A 19,509-nucleotide genomic window follows, 5' to 3' on the forward strand; every position below is an offset into this window, starting at 1 on the left:
GAGTGCAACCTTGCCAAGGTTGAAGTCGCGGGTTCAAATCCCGTTTCCCGCTCCAACATTCGGCGGCATAGCCAAGTGGTAAGGCAGAGGTCTGCAAAACCTTTATTCTCCAGTTCAAATCTGGATGCCGCCTCCAAGCGCGGGAATAACTCAGCGGTAGAGTGCAACCTTGCCAAGGTTGAAGTCGCGGGTTCAAATCCCGTTTCCCGCTCCAGGAAATCAAAAGGCCGGATTGTATCCGGCCTTTTCCTTTTGTAAAGTCTGCGGCCCGATCCCGGCGAACGTACATCGGCCCGGACAATCCATGCAGTGGCCGGGCCCTCGCACCGGCCCTGTCGCATGAGGATACCCCCATGGCCCCTTCTCTCCCCCCGGAAGACGCATCCCTCGGAGACCTTCTCGCCCTTGCTCGACAGCGTTTCTCCATTGTTTTCAAGCCGGTCCGTATCGGCGAGCATACCCTCGAGATCACCCATATTGCAAACATGACTGAATACCTGGACCGGCTGGCAGATCAGTCCAGGCAGGGAAAATCCATCGAGCTGCCCCTGTGGGCCAAGATATGGCCCGCCTCCACCCTCCTGGCCCTGACCATGGCCCAGATCCCTCCCTCCAGGGACAAGCGGGTCCTGGAAATCGGAGCCGGCATGGGTATTCCGGGCCTCGTTGCCGCAGCCCGAGGATTCTCCACGACAATCTCGGACACCAATGAAGACGCCCTGCTCTTTACTCGGATCAACATCCTCAAAAACGATCTCCAGGAAAAGGCCACGTCCCTGCCCCTGGACATACGAACCCGGGATGCGGACGTTCCCTTTGATCTCATCCTGGGTTCCGAGCTGTCCTATCCCACGGATCATACCGCACAGACGATCCGCTTCCTGCGCAACTCCCTGGCCCCCGAGGGGATGGCCCTGCTCGCTCGGGACGGATCCCGCAAGGAAAATGAATTCTTCTCCCAAGCGGCCCCCTTCTTCCACATCGGCATCAAACAGATCGGCTACAATGGATCCGGAGAAACCACTCCCTTCCAGGCCGACCTGTACCGCCTCACTCCCAAAAACGAGGTCAATGCCCAATGATCACCCTGGGTTCCTGTCCCAAGGCGTATCACAAGGATCTGGACAAGGCCTGTTCCCCGGCTGAAACCGTTGCCCGGGTGCGACAGGCCCTTGCCCACAGCGGTCTGACCATCCTCGCGGAAAACCGAAGGATCGACACGGGCCGCCTGGGCATTCCCGTGTTCATGTCCATCTGCGGAGAGGACGCCAAGGCGGTCATGCCCGGACGCAAACAGATGGGCAAAGGAGCTTCGTCGGACCAGGCAGAGGCCTCGGCCCTCATGGAGCTCATGGAACGCTACGGATTTTTCACCCTCTGGAGGGACGAATCCCGATTCTCCTCCCTGACCTGGTCACAGGCCATGGAGGCCTTCGGACACTGCCTCATTCCCGTCGAACAGATTCTGCATTCGGTCAACGACTCCTGCACCCCCCAGCGGGGGCGTGAGATCCTTGACCTCATTCCATGGAAATTTTGCAAGGTTCTCGACCTGGCGACCAACCGCGAGGTCGTGGCTCCCCTGGACTGGTTCAGACTGATCAACGAGTACAACGGCTCTTCGGCCGGAAACACGGATACCGAATCCATTCTCCAGGCCACCTGCGAACTGATCGAGCGCCATGTCAGCGCCCTGGCGGACCGTGACCATCCAGCACTGCCGACCATTGCCATCCGTCCCGGCGACGACACGGTCCTCAAGGACCTCATGGACAAATTCCATGCACAGGGAATCGAGGTCGTCCTCAAGGACATGACCTGCGGCATGCCACTGCCGACCGTGGCGGCCATGGCCTACGACCCGAACACGTTTCCGGAAAAAAGCGAGATCGTTTTCACTGCGGGCACGGCGACCTCCCCGGCCAAGGCGGCCATCCGGGCCCTGACCGAAGTGGCCCAACTGGCGGGCGATTTTGGCAGCAAGACGACCTACGAACCCTCCGGCCTTTCCAAATACCACACCCTCGAGGAGGCCGCCTGGATCAAGCAGGGTCCTGGATGCACCCTTGCCGACCTCCCCTGCGCGGCATCCCGGGACATAGGCCGCGAACTCGAACATACCGTCAGGGCTCTGACCGAGCAGGGCTACTCCGTCTACAGTGTGGCGACGACCGTCGAAAATCTGGGCATTCCCACCCACTACACCTTTGTCCCGGGTTTTGCATTTAGGGAACGCACACCCTATGCCTCGCTGGGGATGCTCACAGGCAAACGGATCATTGAAACATCCCCAACGGATGAGGCCGGGAACAAACTGGACCGGCTGGAAGAGCTCTGTCCCGACGCCCATTTTCTGCCATTCTTCCGGGCCCAGCTTGCCCTCAACCAGGGATACCCGGAAATGGCCCACCCACTCTTCGCCCTGTCCGAGGAAATCCAGCCCGACAATGAGAACAGGGCCATGTCCGCCTTTTACCAAGGCCACTGCCTGACCCAGATGGAGGATTGGTCGGGGGCGGTTCCCCATATCGAGCGGGCGATCGGCCTCCAGAACAATGTCAAAGAGTATCACAACCTCCATGGTGTCTCCCTGTTCAAACTCGGTCGATTTGACAGGGCCGTTGCCTGCTTCCGACATGCCCTCGCCCTTGACGCGGGATCTGCCATGGATATGGCCAATCTTGGATTGTGTTACGAAAAGCTGGGCAAAAACGACCGGGCCGTTGCCTGCTTACAGGAGGCGGTTACCATGGATCCAGACATTGCTTTTGCTTGGGAACACTTGATGGGCCTCGTTTCCTAAACGGAATCCGGCCTAATTTTTTCCATAAAATCCTTCCCGAAAATCGTTGACAAAGAACACCGTTGACATCTATTGGGATGAAGTCTTTTTTCAAGCGCTCTTTTCCAACCCCCCGGTATCTTTTGGATGACGAAATATGTCATTCTTCTCTTGCAGGAAGAAGATTCTTCGTCTATACACCGAAAGCGGAAGCGCATCCATGGTTCGTAAAATGACGGCTCTATCGGACATTTTTGAGGCCTGGCGCAACATAGCTTTAAGAGAGAACGTTGGTACAGCAGATTAGCAGTACGGTGATACTCGTTAATCTCAATAATCATTTAAGGAGGTTATTCGTATGGCAATGGTCGAATATGAGGGCAAGCAGTTTGATGTCGATGAAGACGGTTTCCTGTTGAGCTTTGAACAGTGGAGCCCGGAATGGGTGGACTTTGTCAAAGAAAGCGAAGGTATCAAAGACGTTACCGACGAGCATCAGAAGGTTCTCGATTTTCTTCAGGACTACTACAAGAAGAATGGTATCGCTCCTATGGTTCGTATCCTTTCCAAGGTCACCGGTTTCAAGCTGAAACACATCTACGAGCTGTTCCCCTCCGGACCTGGCAAGGGAGCCTGTAAGATGGCCGGTCTTCCCAAGCCCACCGGCTGCGTATAGTCAAACATTTTGTTTGGAAGCAAAAAAGGACGGTTTTCTGACCGTCCTTTTTTTTGTTTGCAATTCCGTCACGCGTCCCGTTATCGGAATGCTCCCCGGATTAGCGGGAATGGTCCTCGAGATATTTTTTACGTTTTTTATCAAACCGCATGGTCGTCCAAATAGCCGCCCCTCCAAGGGCACAGATGGAGGCCACGATAATGACCACCTTGTGGATGAGCCATTTCTGCTCACTGAGCGCCTGCCCCCAGGGCTGCCCGGTCTTGAGCCCCCACATGGTCAGCAAGGGCACAATGGCGATAGAAAGGACCAGGCAGGTCAACTCTATCCATAAAAAATTCTTTCCGAACAAAAGGGCAAAAAGCGTGCTGTCCCGAATAAATACCAGACTCTTGAGATGCTCGCGCAGTCGCTCCAGGGCACTGGCCGCCCTCGCCATAGCCCCATGTCCCTTCTTGAAGCTGTCGGGATGATAGAGATTCAGACGTCCGATGGCGTTCAAGTCCCGAATACACGCATTGAAATCTTTGTTGAACCCGCTCAGATATCTTGAAAAGGGAAACCAACCGGCTTCTTTTTGTATCTCCTCGAGTTCGGCATACATCTCACGACAATCCAGGTGCAATTCCTTGATATCTTTTTCCACCCGCTTTTGGATATCCGCATTCAGACCCGAGCTGGCCCTGGCGACATGGACCAAATGCACATAGTTTTCCTTGTCCTTGTGCTTAAGCATAGAGGCAATACGTTCCTTGAACCCGTCATGTGCCGGGTGGTCCTCGGAAAACCACTGCTCGACGGTTTTGCTCAAGCCATCGCTGTCCTTGAGGCATAGCTGGGCGGACTTTTGGGCACCCATCCAGGGTTTCCACAAGCCGGTCATCAGATGCAGGTGTCCCCTTTCAAGCTCCGGGTCGATGAGGATCAGATTCATGTACCGTGGATCCTCTTTGACAAGATCGAGAAATATGCCCAGGGCCTGCTCGGCAAATCCCGTTTTTACCAAACAAGCCCCCTGGCGATATCTGGCCTCCAGCATGGCCGGACTGTGTTTGACGGCATCCCTGTACAAGCGCATAGCCTCGTCGTATTCTAGCTGTGTTTCATGCAGCCGCGCCCGTAGGTAGATATGGTAAGATTTGTGCAAAGAGGTGAAACAGAATTCCTCGGCCTCCTTCCAGGAGGCGAGCGCGTTCCGGGGATGTCCCTTTTCGAGACTGATAAATCCCATCAGGGTTTTTGCCTTGTAATGCCGGGGACTGCTCTGGATGAATGTATCCAGCTTATCGAGCGCCCCTGCTGGATCCCCATTGCGGAACCGGTGCAGGGCAGCCCATGCACTGTCCTCTTCCTGTCCCCCCACCTCCTTGAGCCCACGTGGCCAATCCTTGCCCTTGCTCCTCCAAACGAGACGCATAGTCCGTATTTGGCTGGGGACATTGATCTCCAAAAAAGCCGCCATAACCACGGAGTGGGGGTCCTTGTTTCCCTGCAAACAATCCTTGACCCCCTCCACCCCCTCCTCGCCGAGCTTCTGGTCTATGGCATCGAGGGCCTGACGGATTTGGTCGAGATCCAATTCCGCCAGATCATCATGGACACCGCTGTTTAAATTGCGCAGCACCCGTGTCGGACACTCAGCCGGACGATGGTTGCGCAATCCACAATAAAAACAGGGCGGATTGTCCCCATCCAAGGCATGGTGTGGCAAAAAGACCTTCAAATTGCCCACGCCCCCCTCCTGCCCCTCTTGGCTGCGGTGCATCTTGACCAGGCTGTCCAGATTACTCTTTCCCTTGAAAGGGGAGAGCCTTCCCATGGGCACAAAGGACCGGCCCAGCTGGAACACGGTCTTCAATGGAAAATGGATAAAATCCGACTCCAAAAAATCCCAAGGGATACCAAGCTTTTTGGGCAATCCCTTCCCAAAATGGTGGTGTTCCTTTTCCAGACCCACATATATGCACGGCCAGGGTTTGACCTCCTCTTCCTTGCCCGAAAGAATATCCATGAGCTCCAGGCAAAGGGTCTGCAACCCCTGGTATGTCTTGCAGTAAAGGACCACCTCCGTCTCTTCCGTGTACAGATACTTGATTTTGAGTTGGTCAAAGAGCTTTTTGAGACGGCTGGAATACATCCTCCACCCGTCGACGAAATCACGGGCACGGGCATTGCCCACAGGCTTGATCAACAGGAACCAGGCCAGGTAGGTGGAATAATCCATACCCGTATCGACCTTGAACGTATTCCAGGACCCTCCGGCAAGATCCGCCCGCTGGACTTGATCGAAGTGGAGTCCGGGGACACGGCGGGTTTCCACATCCACCTGGGGAGCGACGAGGATATCCAGTTCCTTGGGCACTGGAACACTCTGTTTTACCAAGGCGGGATCAACGGCCATATCCACGGAAAAATCATAGGCCACCAAGAGTTTGGCCGGAAAGACCTCGATAAAAATGACCAGAGGGTTGATCTGGGACCATCCATATATTCTGGCCAATCCCTTGAGCACCTCCTTGCCGGGAAAAAACCATAGGGCCTGTTCCTTTTCCTCGGCAAGTATCCACCCACCATAGCTGGACAATGTTTGGCTCACCGCATCCGACAGGGAGTCTTGCCAGACCAACCAGACAGCGTGCCCGTTGGCCACGACAACGGCCTGTTCCTTTTTCTTCAGCTGTGAAACAAGGGAAGAGAGATGGTACACGATAGGATTTCCTTTGTAGTGGATGGGAGCATGCTAGTTGGACGGTGTCTCCGGGGAGGAACTACGCTCGTCGATCCATGGAGCAAGAAGCCGGTGTACGCGTGAGGCCTCACCGACCCGCCCCCGTTTCAGACACCCTTGGATGTAGATCCGGGCCTTGCATCTGAGCATCCCCAAAAGCTCCCGCCTGTCAACGCCAACAACCCCGTTTCTTTCAAGAAGATTGCGCATGGCATACAACCGGTAGAGATCGAGACCGATGATCTTTCCCGAAAGCTGGTCAGACCGGCCCCCCGTCTTGACCACCAGTGGTTCGGGGACAAGTCCGACGGGATAGCGCAGACAGGTCTTGAGCCAGAGATCGTAGTCCTCACAGGCGATCAATGATTCATCGAACGGTCCGACACGGTCCCAGAACGAGCGGGAAAACATGACACACGAGGGGCTTATGAGACAGAGGCCAAGGGAGGGGGCGAAAAACCATCCGGAAAACTTGGCGTGGATATGCTTGGGATTGACCCGTTTTCCCCTGCGCACCCATATCTCTTGGGTCTGTGCGATATGGAACCCGCCTTCCTGCATGAACCGCAATTGGCGCTCGAGTTTTGTGGGCAGCCAGTAATCATCGGAATCAAGGAGGGCGATATACCGTCCCCGGGCATGCGCTGACCCGAGGTTTCTGGCCGCACTGACCCCTTTATTTTCCTGACTGAATACCCTAAGACGTGGATCCTCGATCCGGCATGCACGGTCGAGAGTGTCGTCGGCAGACCCGTCATCAACCAGAAGGACCTCCAGGTCCGTCCAGGTCTGGTCAAGCGCCGAGGCGACCGCTTTGGCAACAAGTCCGGACCGATTGTGGGTCGGAATGATCACGGAGACGAGGGGCATAACCTACTCTTTCAACGCTCTAAAATCTCTAAGAATTTCTTAAATACCTAAAATTTCAAACATTTCAAACAAATTCCCATGAAAATCATTCAGGTCGTCAACGTCCGTTTTTTTAACGCAACGGCATGGTATGGGCTTTACTTGAGCAAACTGCTCATCAGGGCCGGACACGATGTGCGCATTCTGGGGCTCGAGGGGACGGAATCCTATGACAAGGCCCACTCGTGGGGTCTTCCCATTAGCCCAATGGATCTGAATACGCAAACACCCTGGGGGGTACTCGGACTCTACCGCGAACTCGCCACATTGGTCGACTCCTTTTCACCGGACATTGTCAATTGCCACCGGGGGGAATCCTTCGTTCTTTGGGGATGTTTACGCCGGCTCAAGGGCAACTTCCGTTTGGTCCGCACCCGTGGGGACCAACGGCTACCCAAGGCAAACATCTTCAATCAGGTCCTCCACCGTCACATGACCGACGCGGTCATCTCCACCAACACCCAGATGCGTGACCATTTCAGGAACAGATTCCATCTCGGCCCGGACCGCCTTTTCCAGGTCATCGGGGGGGTGGACCGGTCCGGATTCGCCTTCGACCCCGAGGGACGGACCAGGGTCCGGCAAGAATTCGGCTATGACGATCAGGACGTAGTTATCGGTCTTTTGGGCCGGTTCGACCGGGTCAAGGGACAAAAAGAGACCATCGAGGCCGTGGCCGGGGCCAGGGCCCAAACCGGGGCAAAAAATATCAAGCTCATGCTCCTCGGATTCGAGACCGATACGAGCGAGACCCAGGTCAGGCAATGGATCAAGGATTACGGGGTAGAGGACATCACCGTGGTCACGGGAAAGCGTTCCGATGTGGCAGCGTGTATCAGCGCCCTGGATCTCGGCGTGGTATCATCCCTGTGGTCCGAGACCATCGCCCGGGCCACACTGGAAATCATGGCCTGCTCCGTCCCCGTGGTCGGAACCTCCGTCGGCGTAATGCCCGATCTGCTCTCCCCACGCGCCCTGGTAGCCCCGGGAGACGTTCCCGCCCTGGCAACGTGCCTTGCCCGGGGGGTCAATGATCCGGATTTCCGTCAGACACTCTGCAAGGAACAAGCCGCAACCATCAATGGATTGGAGGGGGAGGATTTTCTCGGCCAGACCCTTGATATTTATAAAAAACTCCTCGACTGAGTACGGAAATGCCCACATCTTGGCTTGTGGAGCCCAGGAAAGGATTCTCCCTTTGGAGCCAAATTTTCGACGATGACCGTCATCCCGGACTTGATCCGGGATCTTGAACGCCAGAAACGTGTTCCAAACCTCAATGCAACGCAAAGTCCATGGAGATCCCGGATCAAGTCCGGGATGATGTCTCCTTTTCTCCCGTCCCCCCTCTCCCTGCTATCGTCCCCCTTTTTCTTGTTTTTTCTTCCCTCCTGTGGAATAGTCCGACTATCACGTTATATTTTATCCATCTATTCCATTGTTGCCCATGGGGGAAGATACCATGCTTTCCAGATCACTGGTCCGTTGTGTCCTGCTATTGGTCTGTCTGGGATTCATCACGGCCTGCGCCCATACGGGATCGCGCAAGGAACCGACCGCAATCATGACCACCGAGGCGTTCAATTTTTTCAACGGGGAGTATGAAAACACCCCGCTGATGCGCAAACGCCCCCCGACCTCCGTTGCAGTAGCCCCCTTTCTCAAGGCGGACCCCAGCGCATGGTCCATTGAGATGGACAATGAAAACCCGGCCGCCATTGTACGCAAGGGTATGTACAATCATGTCTCCTCACTTCCCTTCAAGGATCTGGAGATCTATGACACCGATCTTAGGCTGAAGAACGCCGGACTGGACACCCCGGAAAAGGTCAACGAACTCCTGCAGACCGACCCCGAGAAACTGCGGTCCATTCTCGGTGTCGATGGACTGGTGACCGGAGAGATCACCCATTTCGACCGTTTGTTCGCCGGAATCTTCTCCCAGATCGCGGTGGGATGCGAAGTACGCATGTGGGACCTTTCCTCGGGCGAGCTCCTCTGGCGGGCCAAGAATGTGAGCAGGGCCACTGCCGGCGGTGTCTCCCTGACCCCCATCGGTCTGGCCATGAGCGCGGTGGCCTCCCTGTGGAATCTTCGGGAAGAGGCCATGCTCGAACAAAACGACAATCTCTTCCGGGAAATCGTCAGCAGCATCGAACTGCCTGAATCCGTCCTGGCCACACGCCAGAAGCTCCCGCGCATCGATCTGTTCACGTGCATGAACGCCGACCATCCCTTCACCGCGGGGCAGTCCGTCTCCTTCAGACTCATCGGCGATCCCGGGGCCCGGGCCTATGTGGATCTGGAATCCTTCCAGTCGGGCATAGAACTTTCTCCGGTCTCCGCTGCGGTCAAGGCCGCCCTATGGGACGACATCCTCGAGGAGATCAAAAACCAGTATGTGGAAACCGGCCACGAACTCACCCCGGAGCTTGTTGCGGCCATTGAAAAGGAACTCGCCAACCGGGAGATCTACGAAGGTACCTATGTTGTCGGACCGGACAGGCAGGCCTACGGGCTCATGCCCAAGGGGTATCTGGTCTCCACGGCCGGCACCCAGGCCACGCGTCTGGATCCGGTCCACCTGGTGGATATCGACTCCAAGCCGCCCGAGATCCCTGCAGGGTTTGCGGTATCTCCGTTGAACGGCAAGATCGAGCTGAACTGGACCAGATCGGACGAACCCGACATCATCTCCTATGAGATCTGGACCAGCGACACCCCAAAATCCGGCTTCGTCCTGCTGGGCAAGGAAGAGGACAACCGGTACATGCTCCAGGACAGGGCCAACTTTGATCCGGTCTATATAAAAATCACCGCTGTGGACAAGGCAGGCAACCGGGGAGACTCCACCCAACCGGTCAAGGCCGTGGCCCTTCCGCATCCCCTATTGTACTCCTTTGCCCAGCCCGGCCCGGTACTGGGCGGAACAATACAAGAATCCATTCTCCTGCGCGCGGCCAAGGGGCCCTTTGTCGTGGAAAAAGACCTGGTCATCGGACCCGTTGGCGCCCTATACGCGGAGCCGGGAACGACCCTTCTGTTCAGGCCGGATACGGGTCTGACCGTAAACAAGGGCGGGCTCTTCCTCTACGGCCAGGCCGACAACCCCGTGGTTCTCACCCCTGAAACGCCGACCGCCCCTTCCGGGAGTTACAAGGGCGTGGCCATGAACGATGTTCCGGGCGGGGTACTGGCCCATGTCCGTATCAACAAGGCGGCCACCGGTCTCAAACTCATCAAGGCCTCGCCGTCCGTCTCCCATACGGAGATCACGGCCAGTTCCCAGGCCGGGATCGACCTGGGGAATGGGGCCGGTCCCGAGATGACCGGATGTTTCGTGCATGCCAATGAAGGAATGGGAGGATTGCTCATCGCGGGCGAAGGGGTTGCACCCAAGATCCACGGGAACATCTTTGAAAACAACACCCCTTTCCAGGTCCAGAGTTTCGTTCCCGTACAGATCGATCTGCGCAACAACTTCTGGGGCAGTCCCGAGCCATCACCGGATCTCTTCCTTGGCGAAGGTTTGCTCATCGATCCGGTACTGCCCGAACGGCCCTGACCGCAGGGGGATACCAAACCGACTTTGGACCCCGTAGTTTTGTGTGCAACGGATACGTGATCCAGATCTGTGGGACGTACGTGCTCATCAGTTCGTTAGCGCAGAAGCAATCTTTGTATGGATCCATCGCCAGAACGCAGGTTAGCAAACGGGTTTTGGCTTACAATCACGAACCATGTATCTCACCTCATCGGGGGGGACACTATGAGACCATACCGCATCCATTTGACAATCTTGCTGTTCGCCGTAGCCTTCCTTTCCACGGTCCCGGCATTGGCCCTTGGGCCCCAGGGGACGGAGCAGGTGGGCGAGTACGGGTTCATCGACTGGGAATCCATGCGGGTCCGGGCCACTGGATTCGGCGTGGCCGGGCCCAATGCCATGAACGCGGCCCACGCCAAGATTCTGGCCCGCGGAGCGGCCAAGGTGGTTGCCCAGCGAAACCTCCTGGAAGTCATCAAGGGCGTGCACATTGATTCCGAGACCACGGTCAAGAACTACATGGTCCAGGACGACACCATCGTCACCAGGATCAAGGGCGTGATCAAGGGGGCAAGGATCGAGAACTACGCATTTGACAGGGCCGGGGCCTGTACCGCGGACATCAGCATGCCCCTGACCGGGGAATTGAGCCGTGCCATCCTTGCCGACGTTCCCGAACCACGCCCCATGCCGATCGCTTCCGGCACGGACACGTCCCTGGCCTCCAGGGTGGCCCAGCTCGAGAGCCGTACCGCGGCCCTGGAACGACACGTCAACTCCCTGCAAAACATCCGTTCCGAGCAGGAGGAACTCTCCAACCTGTTCATCCAGCTGGTCACATTGCTGACCCAAAACCAGACCTTTGACCTCCGGCCAGTGGCCCTGACCACCAGCGGCAAGATCAAAGAACTCCAGGACAACCAGACCAGGATCCTGACCCGACTGACAACCATCTCCAACAGGCTGGCGACTCTTGAAAAAACAAAAATCTCCGGACCACCAAGCAAAGCCAAATCGGTCTCAGGGAACCTGGCCGGGTACACCGGTCTGGTCATCGACGCCCGGAGCATCGGCTTCAAGCCTTGCCTACGCCCCAAGATCTTTGGGCAGAGCAAGCTCCTCTATCCGGGTTCGTACGTGGACCGGCACACTGCCATCCGCCAGGGGTATGTACGGTTCTACCGCAATGTCCACCAGGCACAGCAGTCTCCCCTGGTGGGGAACCTGCCACTCACGGTCAAGGTGGCCAAGTCGTTCAAGGGAAACCGGACCCTCTTCCTCCCCGAAGGAGCGAGCGCTGACCTCCTGGCCATCCTCAATGACCGTGACAATTTCATGTCCCACTGCAAGGTTGTCATCGTTTTCTAGGAACATCCTTTCCACTCTTCCAAACCACATCAGCCGCGCCCTTGTGAGCGCGGCTGATGTGGTTTGACAGCACACCGAACACCATCGATTCCCGACAAGAACCAGCCATGGACCTCCACACCGAAACCTTCCGCGCCTACAGACAGAACTATGCCCACCATCACGAACGCATGTTCCAGGTGGTCGTAGAGCAGACCGACCTATGCATCATCTGCGACCAGGACCTGCGTGACCCCGTTTTCGACCATGTCCATGCCCTTCGAGGCCGGATCATGGCCTATGCCCAGCTCCATCCGGCATTTCTAACCGCACTGACACCGCTCCCGCCCGCACCCGATGGTTCGGCATTGATCAGAACCATGCTCGAGGCGGCCCGAGCCGTGCAAGTAGGCCCCATGGCCACAGTAGCCGGGGCCATCGCCCAGGACGTGGCCGACACCTTCGGCCCAGAGTGTGGCGACATATTGGTGGAAAACGGGGGGGATATCTTCATCCGCTCAAGTAGTCCCAGGACCATTGGCCTGTTGCCCGATCCGGACAACGAGATGACCCTGGGACTTTCTCTGGAACCAAGGGATTTCCCGTGCGCGGTCTGCGCGTCTTCGGCGTCCATCGGCCATTCCCTGAGCCTGGGCAGAGGAGATCTGGTGGTAACCCGTGCCCGTTCGGGCCCCCTGGCCGATGCCGCTGCAACCAGGCTGTGCAACGAGCTCAAAACACGAAAGGACCTGCGCAAGGTCCTTGGATTGGCGGACGGGTTCCGCGAGAAGGGATTATTGGGGGTCCTGGCCCAATGCGAGGGCCAGATAGGGATCAGGGGGGAGATGGAGCTGGTGGGATTGGGTTGAAGGGGTGGGGAATATCAGGCGGGGCTACCAGCGACCAACGTTTCGGCCTGAATAGTCACAAAAGTGGATGGAAAAATCGTAGGGGCGGACCGATGTGTCCGCCCAGGTCTGCAGTCTATACGCCCAAAAAAGGACGTGGCCAATACGCCGAAGAATCATCAGCCCCATGACGATCCCGGATCACATCCGTGGATGACTGTCGAGTCCTCCCGTCTCCCGTCTCCGTTCCTTGTTCCTCGCCCCCGTCCCTCGGTCCCCTACCAGCTGGCGATATCCTCACGGAACATCCCATACAAATCATCGAACACCACCGGGATCCGCTCGTGGAAACTGGCGAGCATGGGGAGCATGATCTGACGGATCTGGGGATGGGCGGGCGAGGCACAGCGCAGCTTGAAGATATGCCGCCATTCCCGCAGATTGGCCGTGACCACGATCTCGGTCTTCAGGCTGTTGGGCAGGACTGAGCGGGCCTCCTGGGGTCTGGCACCGGACTCGAGCATGGTCAAATAGATCTGTTCGGCCTTTTCCATGGCCTCGAGCCACAAACCATACTCTGTGGAACCCTCTTCCCAGAAAAAAGGCCGGATCACGGTGATCTCCTTGCCGAACTTCTCCTTGGCATAATTGGCATACCGCGTCGACTCCTGGGAAAAAGAGGCCAGACGGTGCCGAACGATCTCATGGGAGATGCCACGGTCACAGACAATACGCACACTGACGCTCGCATGCTCAAGCACGCTCTCATGCCTGACCTGCAGGATTCTCCCGATCAATTTCCCGGCCGATCCCTCGGTAATCTTGTCTTCGGATTTGTAACAGGTCCTGGCCGCCCGTTCCAGGTGTGTAAGAACATGTTCCCCGTCGGGCATCTGCAAAATGGAATAGGAAGGTTCAACAATACGCATGGTCATCGGCCTTTGATAAAAGTTGGGGTGTAATCGTACTCAAGATCCGCAAAACGGCATCCCCAGATGCCGGTACGCCTTTTCCGTGACCACCCTGCCCCGCGGGGTCCGTTTAAGCAGCCCCGACTGGATGAGATAGGGCTCATAAATCTCCTCGATGGTCCGGACCTCTTCGGAACAGGCCACAGCAATGGTCTTCACACCAACCGGGCCGCCCGAAAAATGGGAAATGATGCAGGAGAGGATCTTCCGGTCCATCTGGTCCAACCCGTTGGCATCCACATCCATCATGTCCAGGCCCTTCGCCGCGATCGTCGCATCGATCACACCACACTCCTTGACATGGGCATAATCGCGCACCCGGCGCAACAGCCGGTTGGCGATACGCGGGGTGCCTCTGGAACGCTTCCCGATCTCCAGGGATCCTTCCCGAGTGATGGAGATCCCGAAGATGGAAGCCGCGCGGGAGACAATGTCGGCCAGATCCTCGGGTTCGTAGAATTCCAGACGGCAGATGACCCCGAACCGATCCCGGAGCGGAGAGGTCAGCAGACCGATCCTGGTCGTGGCTCCCACCAGAGTGAACGGTTCCAGATCAATTTTGACCGTCCTGGCACCGGGTCCCTGGCCGATGATCAGGTCGAGCTTGAAATCCTCCATGCCCGGATAGAGGATCTCCTCCACATTGGCGGGCATGCGGTGGATCTCGTCGATAAACAGCAGGTCGTTCTTCTTCAGATTGGTGACAATGGCCGCCAGATCACCGGACCGTTCGAGCACCGGCCCCGAGGTACTGACCAGATTGACCCCGAGCTCCGAGGCCATGATCTGGGCCAGGGTGGTCTTGCCCAATCCGGGGTTGCCGTACAGCAACACATGGTCGAGCTGCTGCCCCCGGTCCCTGGCGGCCTGGAGATAGATGCGCAGATTGGCCCGCACATCCTTCTGACCGATGAAGTCGTCCAGACTTCCGGGACGGATATGGTCATCCAGAGGGGTGGTCGGTGTAGTCATCAGGCAGACGCAGCTGAGGATAGAAGTTTGAGGGCAACACGGATCGCTCCCGCCACATCCAGGTCGGGATCGTCTTCAAGAACCTTGCACACGACGGGAGAAGCCTCGCGCTCGCTGTATCCCAGAGCAAAAAGCCCTCCCAGGGTATCCTCGAAGACCCGGCTTTCCGGCACCGATGTGGGCGCTACTGCCACTGCCGTGAATCCCGAGAGCTTGTCCTTGAGATCGAGAACGATCCGTTTGGCCGACTTGGCCCCGATCCCCGGCACCCGGGTCAGGGCATGCACATCGTCAGCCGCCACTTTTGCAACCAGTTCCCCGGGCTCAAAAAAGGCAAGCATGGTCATGGCCGTCTTGGGGCCGAGCTTGGGAACCCCGATGAGGACCCCGAACAACTCGCGCTCTTCCCAGGTGGAAAACCCGTACAGGGCGAGCACGTCTTCACGAACGATGGTCTGGATATACAGAGAAACCGGGGTGCCGATGTCTCCCAACCGGGCCACGGCCTGACCGCTCATCCCAACCCCGTACCCCACGCCGGATTCGGTCAGGACAACACACCCGTTTTCCTTTTTCTGGAGTAACATTCCCTTGATATAGGCGATCATCCCATCTCCCGCATGTTCAGGCGATACAACCTTGAGTGGCGTCCATCACAGACCACGCTCCCAGTGCAATTTTTCCGTAGGGGCAGGCAGGGCGCAAAACAGCCGCCGGACAAACCAAGCCCCCTCTCTCTTGCCCCAAACGCCGACCAAAGGGCCGGGGCGTTCCCAGGAGGATACCGTCAGCCCCCAGACAAACGCTGGAGCCGTCTCTGGTTGAGATGACAAATGGCAATGGCCAGGGCGTCACTGGCATCCTTGGCCCAATTCCCCTTGCAGCCCAAAAGCTGAGCGACCATGAACGCGACCTGGGATTTCTCGGCCCGGCCCGCACCAACAATGGTTTTCTTGACCACTGTCGGCTCGTAGCCGTGCACGGGAACCCCTCGGTGCGCACAGGCCGTGAGGACCGCCCCCCTGGCCTGTCCGAGCTTGAGGGCCGAGGAGGCGTTACGGGCGAAAAAAGCCTCTTCCACGGATGCGACATCCGGCCCGTGGGTCTTGATGAGTTCCACAATGGCCGCAAAGATATATCCCAGCCGGGTACTCAGCGGCCCATCCAGCGGGGGACGTATGGTCCCGGTATCCACCAGGCCAAGCTGTCCCGATGACTCCCGGACCACTCCATACCCGCAGCACCGCGACCCCGGATCGATCCCCAAAACAACCACGTCCGCGCCCATCCCCCCTACATCTCGTCCATAAGTTCGTCGGGCAGATCAAAGTTGGCGTACACGTTCTGGACGTCCTCGTTCTCGTCCAGTGCGTCGTAAAGTTTGAGCAGCTTGAGCCCGGTGGGCTTGTCCACGGCAACGGTATTCTGGGGGATCATGGTGATTTCGCTTTCCTCGGGTTCGGTCCCGGCCCCGGTAAAGGCGTCGCGCACGGCAGTGAAATCCTCGGGTGCGCACTGCACCTGCCAGGTATCCCCATCATCCACGATGTCCTCTGCACCGGCTTCCAGGCCGATCTCCAGGAGTTCTTCATCGCTATGGGCATCCTTGGAAAAGGCGAAGATCCCTTTCTTGTCGAACATCCAGGCGACGCAACCCGATGCGCCCATGGAACCGCCGCCCTTGCTCAGGATATGGCGCACCTCGGCAACGGTCCTGTTCTTGTTGTCCGTGGCGGCATCGACCAGGATGGCTACGCCGCCCGGTCCATACCCTTCGTACATGACCTCCTCGATGGCGTCGGCCGCCAGTTCACCGGTACCCTTCTTGATGGCCGTCTCGATCTTGTCCTTGGGCAGGTTCACCCCCTTGGCCGCTTCAATGGCACTCTTGAGCCGGTTGTTCCCGGTGGGATCACCGCCGCCGGCCTTGGCCGCGAGCATGATCTCCTTGGTCACCTTGGTGAACACCTTTCCCCGAGCGGCATCCTGCCGTCCCTTCCTGTGCTGGATATTGTGCCATTTACTATGTCCGGCCATATAGATTTCCTCCTTTATCATTTTATAAATATGGTAATAATCCAGGTAATTATTCAGATAGACCTTCCAAAAAGTAGAATTCTGGATTTTAGAAATTCAAGAAATTTAAAAGATTTAAAAGATTACAGATGGTTAAACCAAAACCATTTTGGAATGTTGGGTTTTTATCGAACCCCTGATCCAAGCGACGATCCGTAGGGGCACCTCTTGCGGGTGCCCCTACGATTTGGTTGCCTTGGAAGTACATCCACAATCCATTTTGAAAACTTTGTGTTTCAACGTGGTTCTGGGTTAGCATGACCGTCTTGGATTTCTTAACTCCACCAATTTCCAGAAATTTGTTGGTCGTCACTCAGATTGAGTGCTACAATTAAAAATATCGTGACACCAAAATTTTGACCCCAGTTATTACGAACTATATATAATTATCCGGCATTGCTCCAAGAACTCAATCAGTGTGGTCCCCGGGCTTGAATCCCTTGCCGACGATAAATATCTCCTTGCTCTCGGACCGGGAACTCTTGGGCTTGAAGGTCTTGACCGTGGTAAACCACGGCCTGAGGCTCTGGGTGAACCCATGGACATCGGGCCCCTCGAAGATCTTGACCACAAGGCACCCCCCCGCAGCCAGACAGGTCTTGGCCAGGTCAAAGGCCTCCTCCACGAGCTCCAGGGACAATGCCTGGTCCTTGAACTTGATCCCCGATGTTTTGGGGGCCATATCGCTTATGACATGCTCAAAGGGAGCCCATGTATCGAGCAATTCCTGGAACTGGGGGGAACGGTTGAAGACATCTTCCTGCAGGAAGGTCACCTGGGAAGGAAAGGATGTGTTGGCGGGATTGAGGTCGACTCCCAGCACCTGGCCCTTGCTGCCGACCTTCTTGGCGGCGTACAGGGTCCACGAGCCCGGGCTCGCCCCCAGATCGAGAACCCTCTGACCGGACCGCAGGAGCTGAAAACTCTTGTCCATCTCCTGCAACTTATATACGGACCGGGCAGGATAATTTTCCTGCTTGGCCCGCTTGAAATAGTGATCTCTGTATTTTTTCATGAGCTTTCCCAAAAAAAGAGTTAAATAATGCCAGCCCGTCCCACGCGTGTAAAGACCCAAAATGAGCTCGGAAAAACCAGGACCCTGCCCGGTATCACAAATGCGTTCAAACGCACGGGCCACGGCAAAGACCACATTTTTCTAGGACTTGGCCCAACCCCGGAAGCCCTGCCTGACATGCAGGGTCTTCCGGACAAAACCTGGTTCATCGAATGCGACCAATTTTGGGACCAGATGGACCAGGACTGGCACGAACGAATCCCCTCCTCCTTCCAGCGGATATTTTCGAAAGAGTTGACGCCCGAGCGTCTGTCCACATCCACTCTATGGACCTACACGCCCGGCGAGCGCCTCTTTCCATCCTTTTGGGGCCCCATTCTGGCCCGGGTCCGCCTTGCCCTGGATCCGTCCCCCCGGCCTCCCCAAACGGACGTTGTCCTTCTGCCCTGCTCCCCAAACGGACTCATCGCCCCGGAATTGGCCCGCGCCTTTGAGCGGATCGGCGTACAACCCGTGCTCATCCCGGAAGACATTACAACGGATCAGCTCGCGGATCTCCTCTCCCGCATCTCCCCCACGCTGTTTGTGAGCCTCAACCTGGCCGGGCTGGACAGCTATGGAAGCCATTACCATCTCCTACGGCAAGCAGGCGCGGATGTCATGGCCTGGATGGTGGACAACCCCTTCCATATCCTGGGAAAGTGCCAGGGGAATTTTTGGAAGGACATCCCCTTGGGAGTGACCGACGACTGGTTCATCCGCCCACTCCGGGACCTCGGCGGCAAACCGTTCCACCTTCCCCTGGCAACAGACCCCGGTTTTTTCAAGCCATCCGGTCAATCCGATAACCATGACACCCCCCTGGTCACATTCGTGGGTAGAACCTCCTTTCCCCGCAAACAGGGGTTCTTTGCCGGCACATCCCTGGATGCCCCCCTTCTTGAAACAGCCCGCCGGGATATCATGCAGGGCAAACGCAGGGATGTTGCCTGGTGGATCGACCGCCTCGGCATCACCAACTTCTGGCCCGGTCACGCGATCCGCAACGCCGGACTCGGCGCCGAGGAAACCGCCCTGGCATGGCGAACAACCTGCCTCGAGCAAGCGGCCGCATGCACCGACCTGACCATTGTCGGCGACACCGCATGGGAGAACCACCTGTCCCACCCGTTCACCCTCCACCCCCTCCTGGACTACTACGGCCCCCTCAGTGCATGGTACACCGGGGCCGCCATCACATTGAACATGACCAGCATGCTCCTCCCCCATGGCCTGACCCAACGCAACTTCGACGTCTGGGCATCCGGAGGCTTCCTTATCACCGATACCACCCCCGGCCAACACATCTTCCCCGAAAAACTCTGCGCCCCCGTTTCTTTCAGATCCCCGCACGAACTCCCGCCCCTGATCCGCCGATTCACCCATGAATCCCAAGAAAAAACCGACCTGCGCGCTGCATGGCAAAACGAAATCCTCGCCCACCACACCTACGACCACCGGGTCCAAAAAATTCTTGATATCCTCGACAAATAATCGTAAAGGCACATCTTCACATCCGGGGGCGTAGCTCAGCTGGGAGAGCGCAGCGTTCGCAACGCTGAGGTCGTGGGTTCAATCCCCATCGCCTCCACCAAATAA

At 57.1% G+C, this 19,509-nt stretch carries 16 protein-coding genes and 3 tRNA genes; 11 read left to right on the forward strand and 8 right to left on the reverse strand.

Translation table 11 applies throughout. The annotated features are described in order from the left end of the window. The first annotated feature begins 61 nt into the window (after positions 1 to 61). From ACY692_RS10680 to ACY692_RS10700, 5 genes are all read left to right on the forward strand, one after another. Positions 62 to 136: transfer RNA gene (locus ACY692_RS10680), tRNA-Cys, on the forward strand. Positions 137 to 139: 3 nt separating this feature from the next. Beyond that, positions 140 to 214: transfer RNA gene (locus ACY692_RS10685), tRNA-Gly, on the forward strand. A gap of 139 nt (positions 215 to 353) precedes the next feature. Then, complete coding sequence (locus tag ACY692_RS10690) at positions 354 to 1,082, forward strand: class I SAM-dependent methyltransferase (RefSeq protein ID WP_462325351.1); 729 nt, start codon at positions 354 to 356, stop codon at positions 1,080 to 1,082. After that, positions 1,079 to 2,803, forward strand: coding sequence for a YcaO-like family protein (locus ACY692_RS10695; RefSeq protein WP_462325352.1), 1,725 nt, complete (start codon positions 1,079 to 1,081; stop codon positions 2,801 to 2,803). The genes ACY692_RS10690 and ACY692_RS10695 overlap by 4 nt, the downstream gene beginning before the upstream one ends. 337 nt (positions 2,804 to 3,140) lie before the next feature. After that, positions 3,141 to 3,458: a TusE/DsrC/DsvC family sulfur relay protein gene (locus ACY692_RS10700; protein WP_462325353.1), complete on the forward strand. Its 318-nt coding sequence runs from the start codon at positions 3,141 to 3,143 to the stop codon at positions 3,456 to 3,458. A 100-nt stretch (positions 3,459 to 3,558) separates the two neighbouring features. On the opposite strand, the gene ACY692_RS10705 is transcribed toward ACY692_RS10700, so the two are convergent. Both ACY692_RS10705 and ACY692_RS10710 read right to left on the reverse strand, forming a co-directional pair. Continuing rightward, positions 3,559 to 6,165 (reverse strand): tetratricopeptide repeat protein, encoded by a 2,607-nt coding sequence (locus ACY692_RS10705; protein ID WP_462325354.1) that lies wholly within the window; start codon positions 6,163 to 6,165, stop codon positions 3,559 to 3,561. A gap of 33 nt (positions 6,166 to 6,198) precedes the next feature. Then, positions 6,199 to 7,056, reverse strand: a complete 858-nt coding sequence (locus ACY692_RS10710) for a glycosyltransferase family 2 protein (protein ID WP_462325355.1) — start codon at positions 7,054 to 7,056, stop codon at positions 6,199 to 6,201. A 78-nt stretch (positions 7,057 to 7,134) separates the two neighbouring features. Between ACY692_RS10710 and ACY692_RS10715 the strand changes: the two genes are divergently transcribed. The 4 genes from ACY692_RS10715 (at position 7,135) to ACY692_RS10730 (ending at position 12,858) form a co-directional block, all read left to right on the forward strand. Beyond that, positions 7,135 to 8,241 (forward strand): glycosyltransferase family 4 protein, encoded by a 1,107-nt coding sequence (locus ACY692_RS10715; protein ID WP_462325356.1) that lies wholly within the window; start codon positions 7,135 to 7,137, stop codon positions 8,239 to 8,241. Positions 8,242 to 8,557: 316 nt separating this feature from the next. Then, positions 8,558 to 10,660: a GNA1162 family protein gene (locus tag ACY692_RS10720; RefSeq protein WP_462325357.1), complete on the forward strand. Its 2,103-nt coding sequence runs from the start codon at positions 8,558 to 8,560 to the stop codon at positions 10,658 to 10,660. Positions 10,661 to 10,864: 204 nt separating this feature from the next. Next, positions 10,865 to 12,010: an LPP20 family lipoprotein gene (locus ACY692_RS10725; RefSeq protein ID WP_462325358.1), complete on the forward strand. Its 1,146-nt coding sequence runs from the start codon at positions 10,865 to 10,867 to the stop codon at positions 12,008 to 12,010. Between the two features lie 56 nt (positions 12,011 to 12,066). Next, positions 12,067 to 12,858 (forward strand): UPF0280 family protein, encoded by a 792-nt coding sequence (locus ACY692_RS10730; RefSeq protein ID WP_462325359.1) that lies wholly within the window; start codon positions 12,067 to 12,069, stop codon positions 12,856 to 12,858. Between the two features lie 257 nt (positions 12,859 to 13,115). Here the strand turns inward: ACY692_RS10730 and thyX are convergent, their stop codons facing one another. The 6 genes from thyX to ACY692_RS10760 form a co-directional block, all read right to left on the reverse strand. Then, positions 13,116 to 13,766 carry an FAD-dependent thymidylate synthase gene (gene thyX / locus ACY692_RS10735; RefSeq protein ID WP_462325360.1) on the reverse strand — a complete coding sequence of 217 codons (651 nt, stop codon included), beginning with the start codon at positions 13,764 to 13,766 and terminating at the stop codon, positions 13,116 to 13,118. Positions 13,767 to 13,805: 39 nt separating this feature from the next. Then, complete coding sequence (gene ruvB / locus ACY692_RS10740) at positions 13,806 to 14,780, reverse strand: Holliday junction branch migration DNA helicase RuvB (RefSeq protein ID WP_462325361.1); 975 nt, start codon at positions 14,778 to 14,780, stop codon at positions 13,806 to 13,808. Further along, on the reverse strand, positions 14,780 to 15,388 hold the full coding sequence (gene ruvA, locus ACY692_RS10745) for a Holliday junction branch migration protein RuvA (protein ID WP_462325362.1): 609 nt from the start codon (positions 15,386 to 15,388) through the stop codon (positions 14,780 to 14,782). Before ruvA ends, ruvB begins: the two co-directional genes overlap by 1 nt. A gap of 179 nt (positions 15,389 to 15,567) precedes the next feature. Next, positions 15,568 to 16,068: a crossover junction endodeoxyribonuclease RuvC gene (gene ruvC / locus ACY692_RS10750; protein ID WP_462325363.1), complete on the reverse strand. Its 501-nt coding sequence runs from the start codon at positions 16,066 to 16,068 to the stop codon at positions 15,568 to 15,570. A gap of 5 nt (positions 16,069 to 16,073) precedes the next feature. Further along, positions 16,074 to 16,817 carry a YebC/PmpR family DNA-binding transcriptional regulator gene (locus tag ACY692_RS10755; protein ID WP_462325364.1) on the reverse strand — a complete coding sequence of 248 codons (744 nt, stop codon included), beginning with the start codon at positions 16,815 to 16,817 and terminating at the stop codon, positions 16,074 to 16,076. A gap of 448 nt (positions 16,818 to 17,265) precedes the next feature. Further along, positions 17,266 to 17,871 (reverse strand): RlmE family RNA methyltransferase, encoded by a 606-nt coding sequence (locus ACY692_RS10760; RefSeq protein WP_462325365.1) that lies wholly within the window; start codon positions 17,869 to 17,871, stop codon positions 17,266 to 17,268. Between the two features lie 27 nt (positions 17,872 to 17,898). On the opposite strand from ACY692_RS10760, the gene ACY692_RS10765 reads away from it, so the two are divergent. Together ACY692_RS10765 and ACY692_RS10770 are read left to right on the forward strand one after the other, a co-directional pair. Further along, complete coding sequence (locus ACY692_RS10765; protein ID WP_462325366.1) at positions 17,899 to 19,404, forward strand: glycosyltransferase family protein; 1,506 nt, start codon at positions 17,899 to 17,901, stop codon at positions 19,402 to 19,404. 24 nt (positions 19,405 to 19,428) lie between these two features. Beyond that, positions 19,429 to 19,504 (forward strand) — tRNA-Ala (locus tag ACY692_RS10770). The last annotated feature ends 5 nt before the right edge of the window (positions 19,505 to 19,509 follow it).

The organism is Desulfoplanes sp., assembly GCF_054921335.1.

Coding starts and splice junctions, on each gene's coding strand:
- ACY692_RS10700 (WP_462325353.1), top strand. CDS start 3,141: ATGGCAATGGTCGAATATGAGGGCAAGCAGTTTGATGTCGATGAAGAC.
- ruvB (WP_462325361.1), bottom strand. CDS start 14,780: ATGACTACACCGACCACCCCTCTGGATGACCATATCCGTCCCGGAAGT.
- ACY692_RS10760 (WP_462325365.1), bottom strand. CDS start 17,871: ATGAAAAAATACAGAGATCACTATTTCAAGCGGGCCAAGCAGGAAAAT.
- ACY692_RS10725 (WP_462325358.1), top strand. CDS start 10,865: ATGAGACCATACCGCATCCATTTGACAATCTTGCTGTTCGCCGTAGCC.
- ACY692_RS10720 (WP_462325357.1), top strand. CDS start 8,558: ATGCTTTCCAGATCACTGGTCCGTTGTGTCCTGCTATTGGTCTGTCTG.
- ACY692_RS10755 (WP_462325364.1), bottom strand. CDS start 16,817: ATGGCCGGACATAGTAAATGGCACAATATCCAGCACAGGAAGGGACGG.
- thyX (WP_462325360.1), bottom strand. CDS start 13,766: ATGCGTATTGTTGAACCTTCCTATTCCATTTTGCAGATGCCCGACGGG.
- ACY692_RS10690 (WP_462325351.1), top strand. CDS start 354: ATGGCCCCTTCTCTCCCCCCGGAAGACGCATCCCTCGGAGACCTTCTC.
- ACY692_RS10715 (WP_462325356.1), top strand. CDS start 7,135: ATGAAAATCATTCAGGTCGTCAACGTCCGTTTTTTTAACGCAACGGCA.
- ACY692_RS10695 (WP_462325352.1), top strand. CDS start 1,079: ATGATCACCCTGGGTTCCTGTCCCAAGGCGTATCACAAGGATCTGGAC.
- ACY692_RS10730 (WP_462325359.1), top strand. CDS start 12,067: ATGTGGTTTGACAGCACACCGAACACCATCGATTCCCGACAAGAACCA.
- ruvC (WP_462325363.1), bottom strand. CDS start 16,068: ATGGGCGCGGACGTGGTTGTTTTGGGGATCGATCCGGGGTCGCGGTGC.
- ACY692_RS10765 (WP_462325366.1), top strand. CDS start 17,899: ATGCCAGCCCGTCCCACGCGTGTAAAGACCCAAAATGAGCTCGGAAAA.
- ruvA (WP_462325362.1), bottom strand. CDS start 15,388: ATGATCGCCTATATCAAGGGAATGTTACTCCAGAAAAAGGAAAACGGG.
- ACY692_RS10710 (WP_462325355.1), bottom strand. CDS start 7,056: ATGCCCCTCGTCTCCGTGATCATTCCGACCCACAATCGGTCCGGACTT.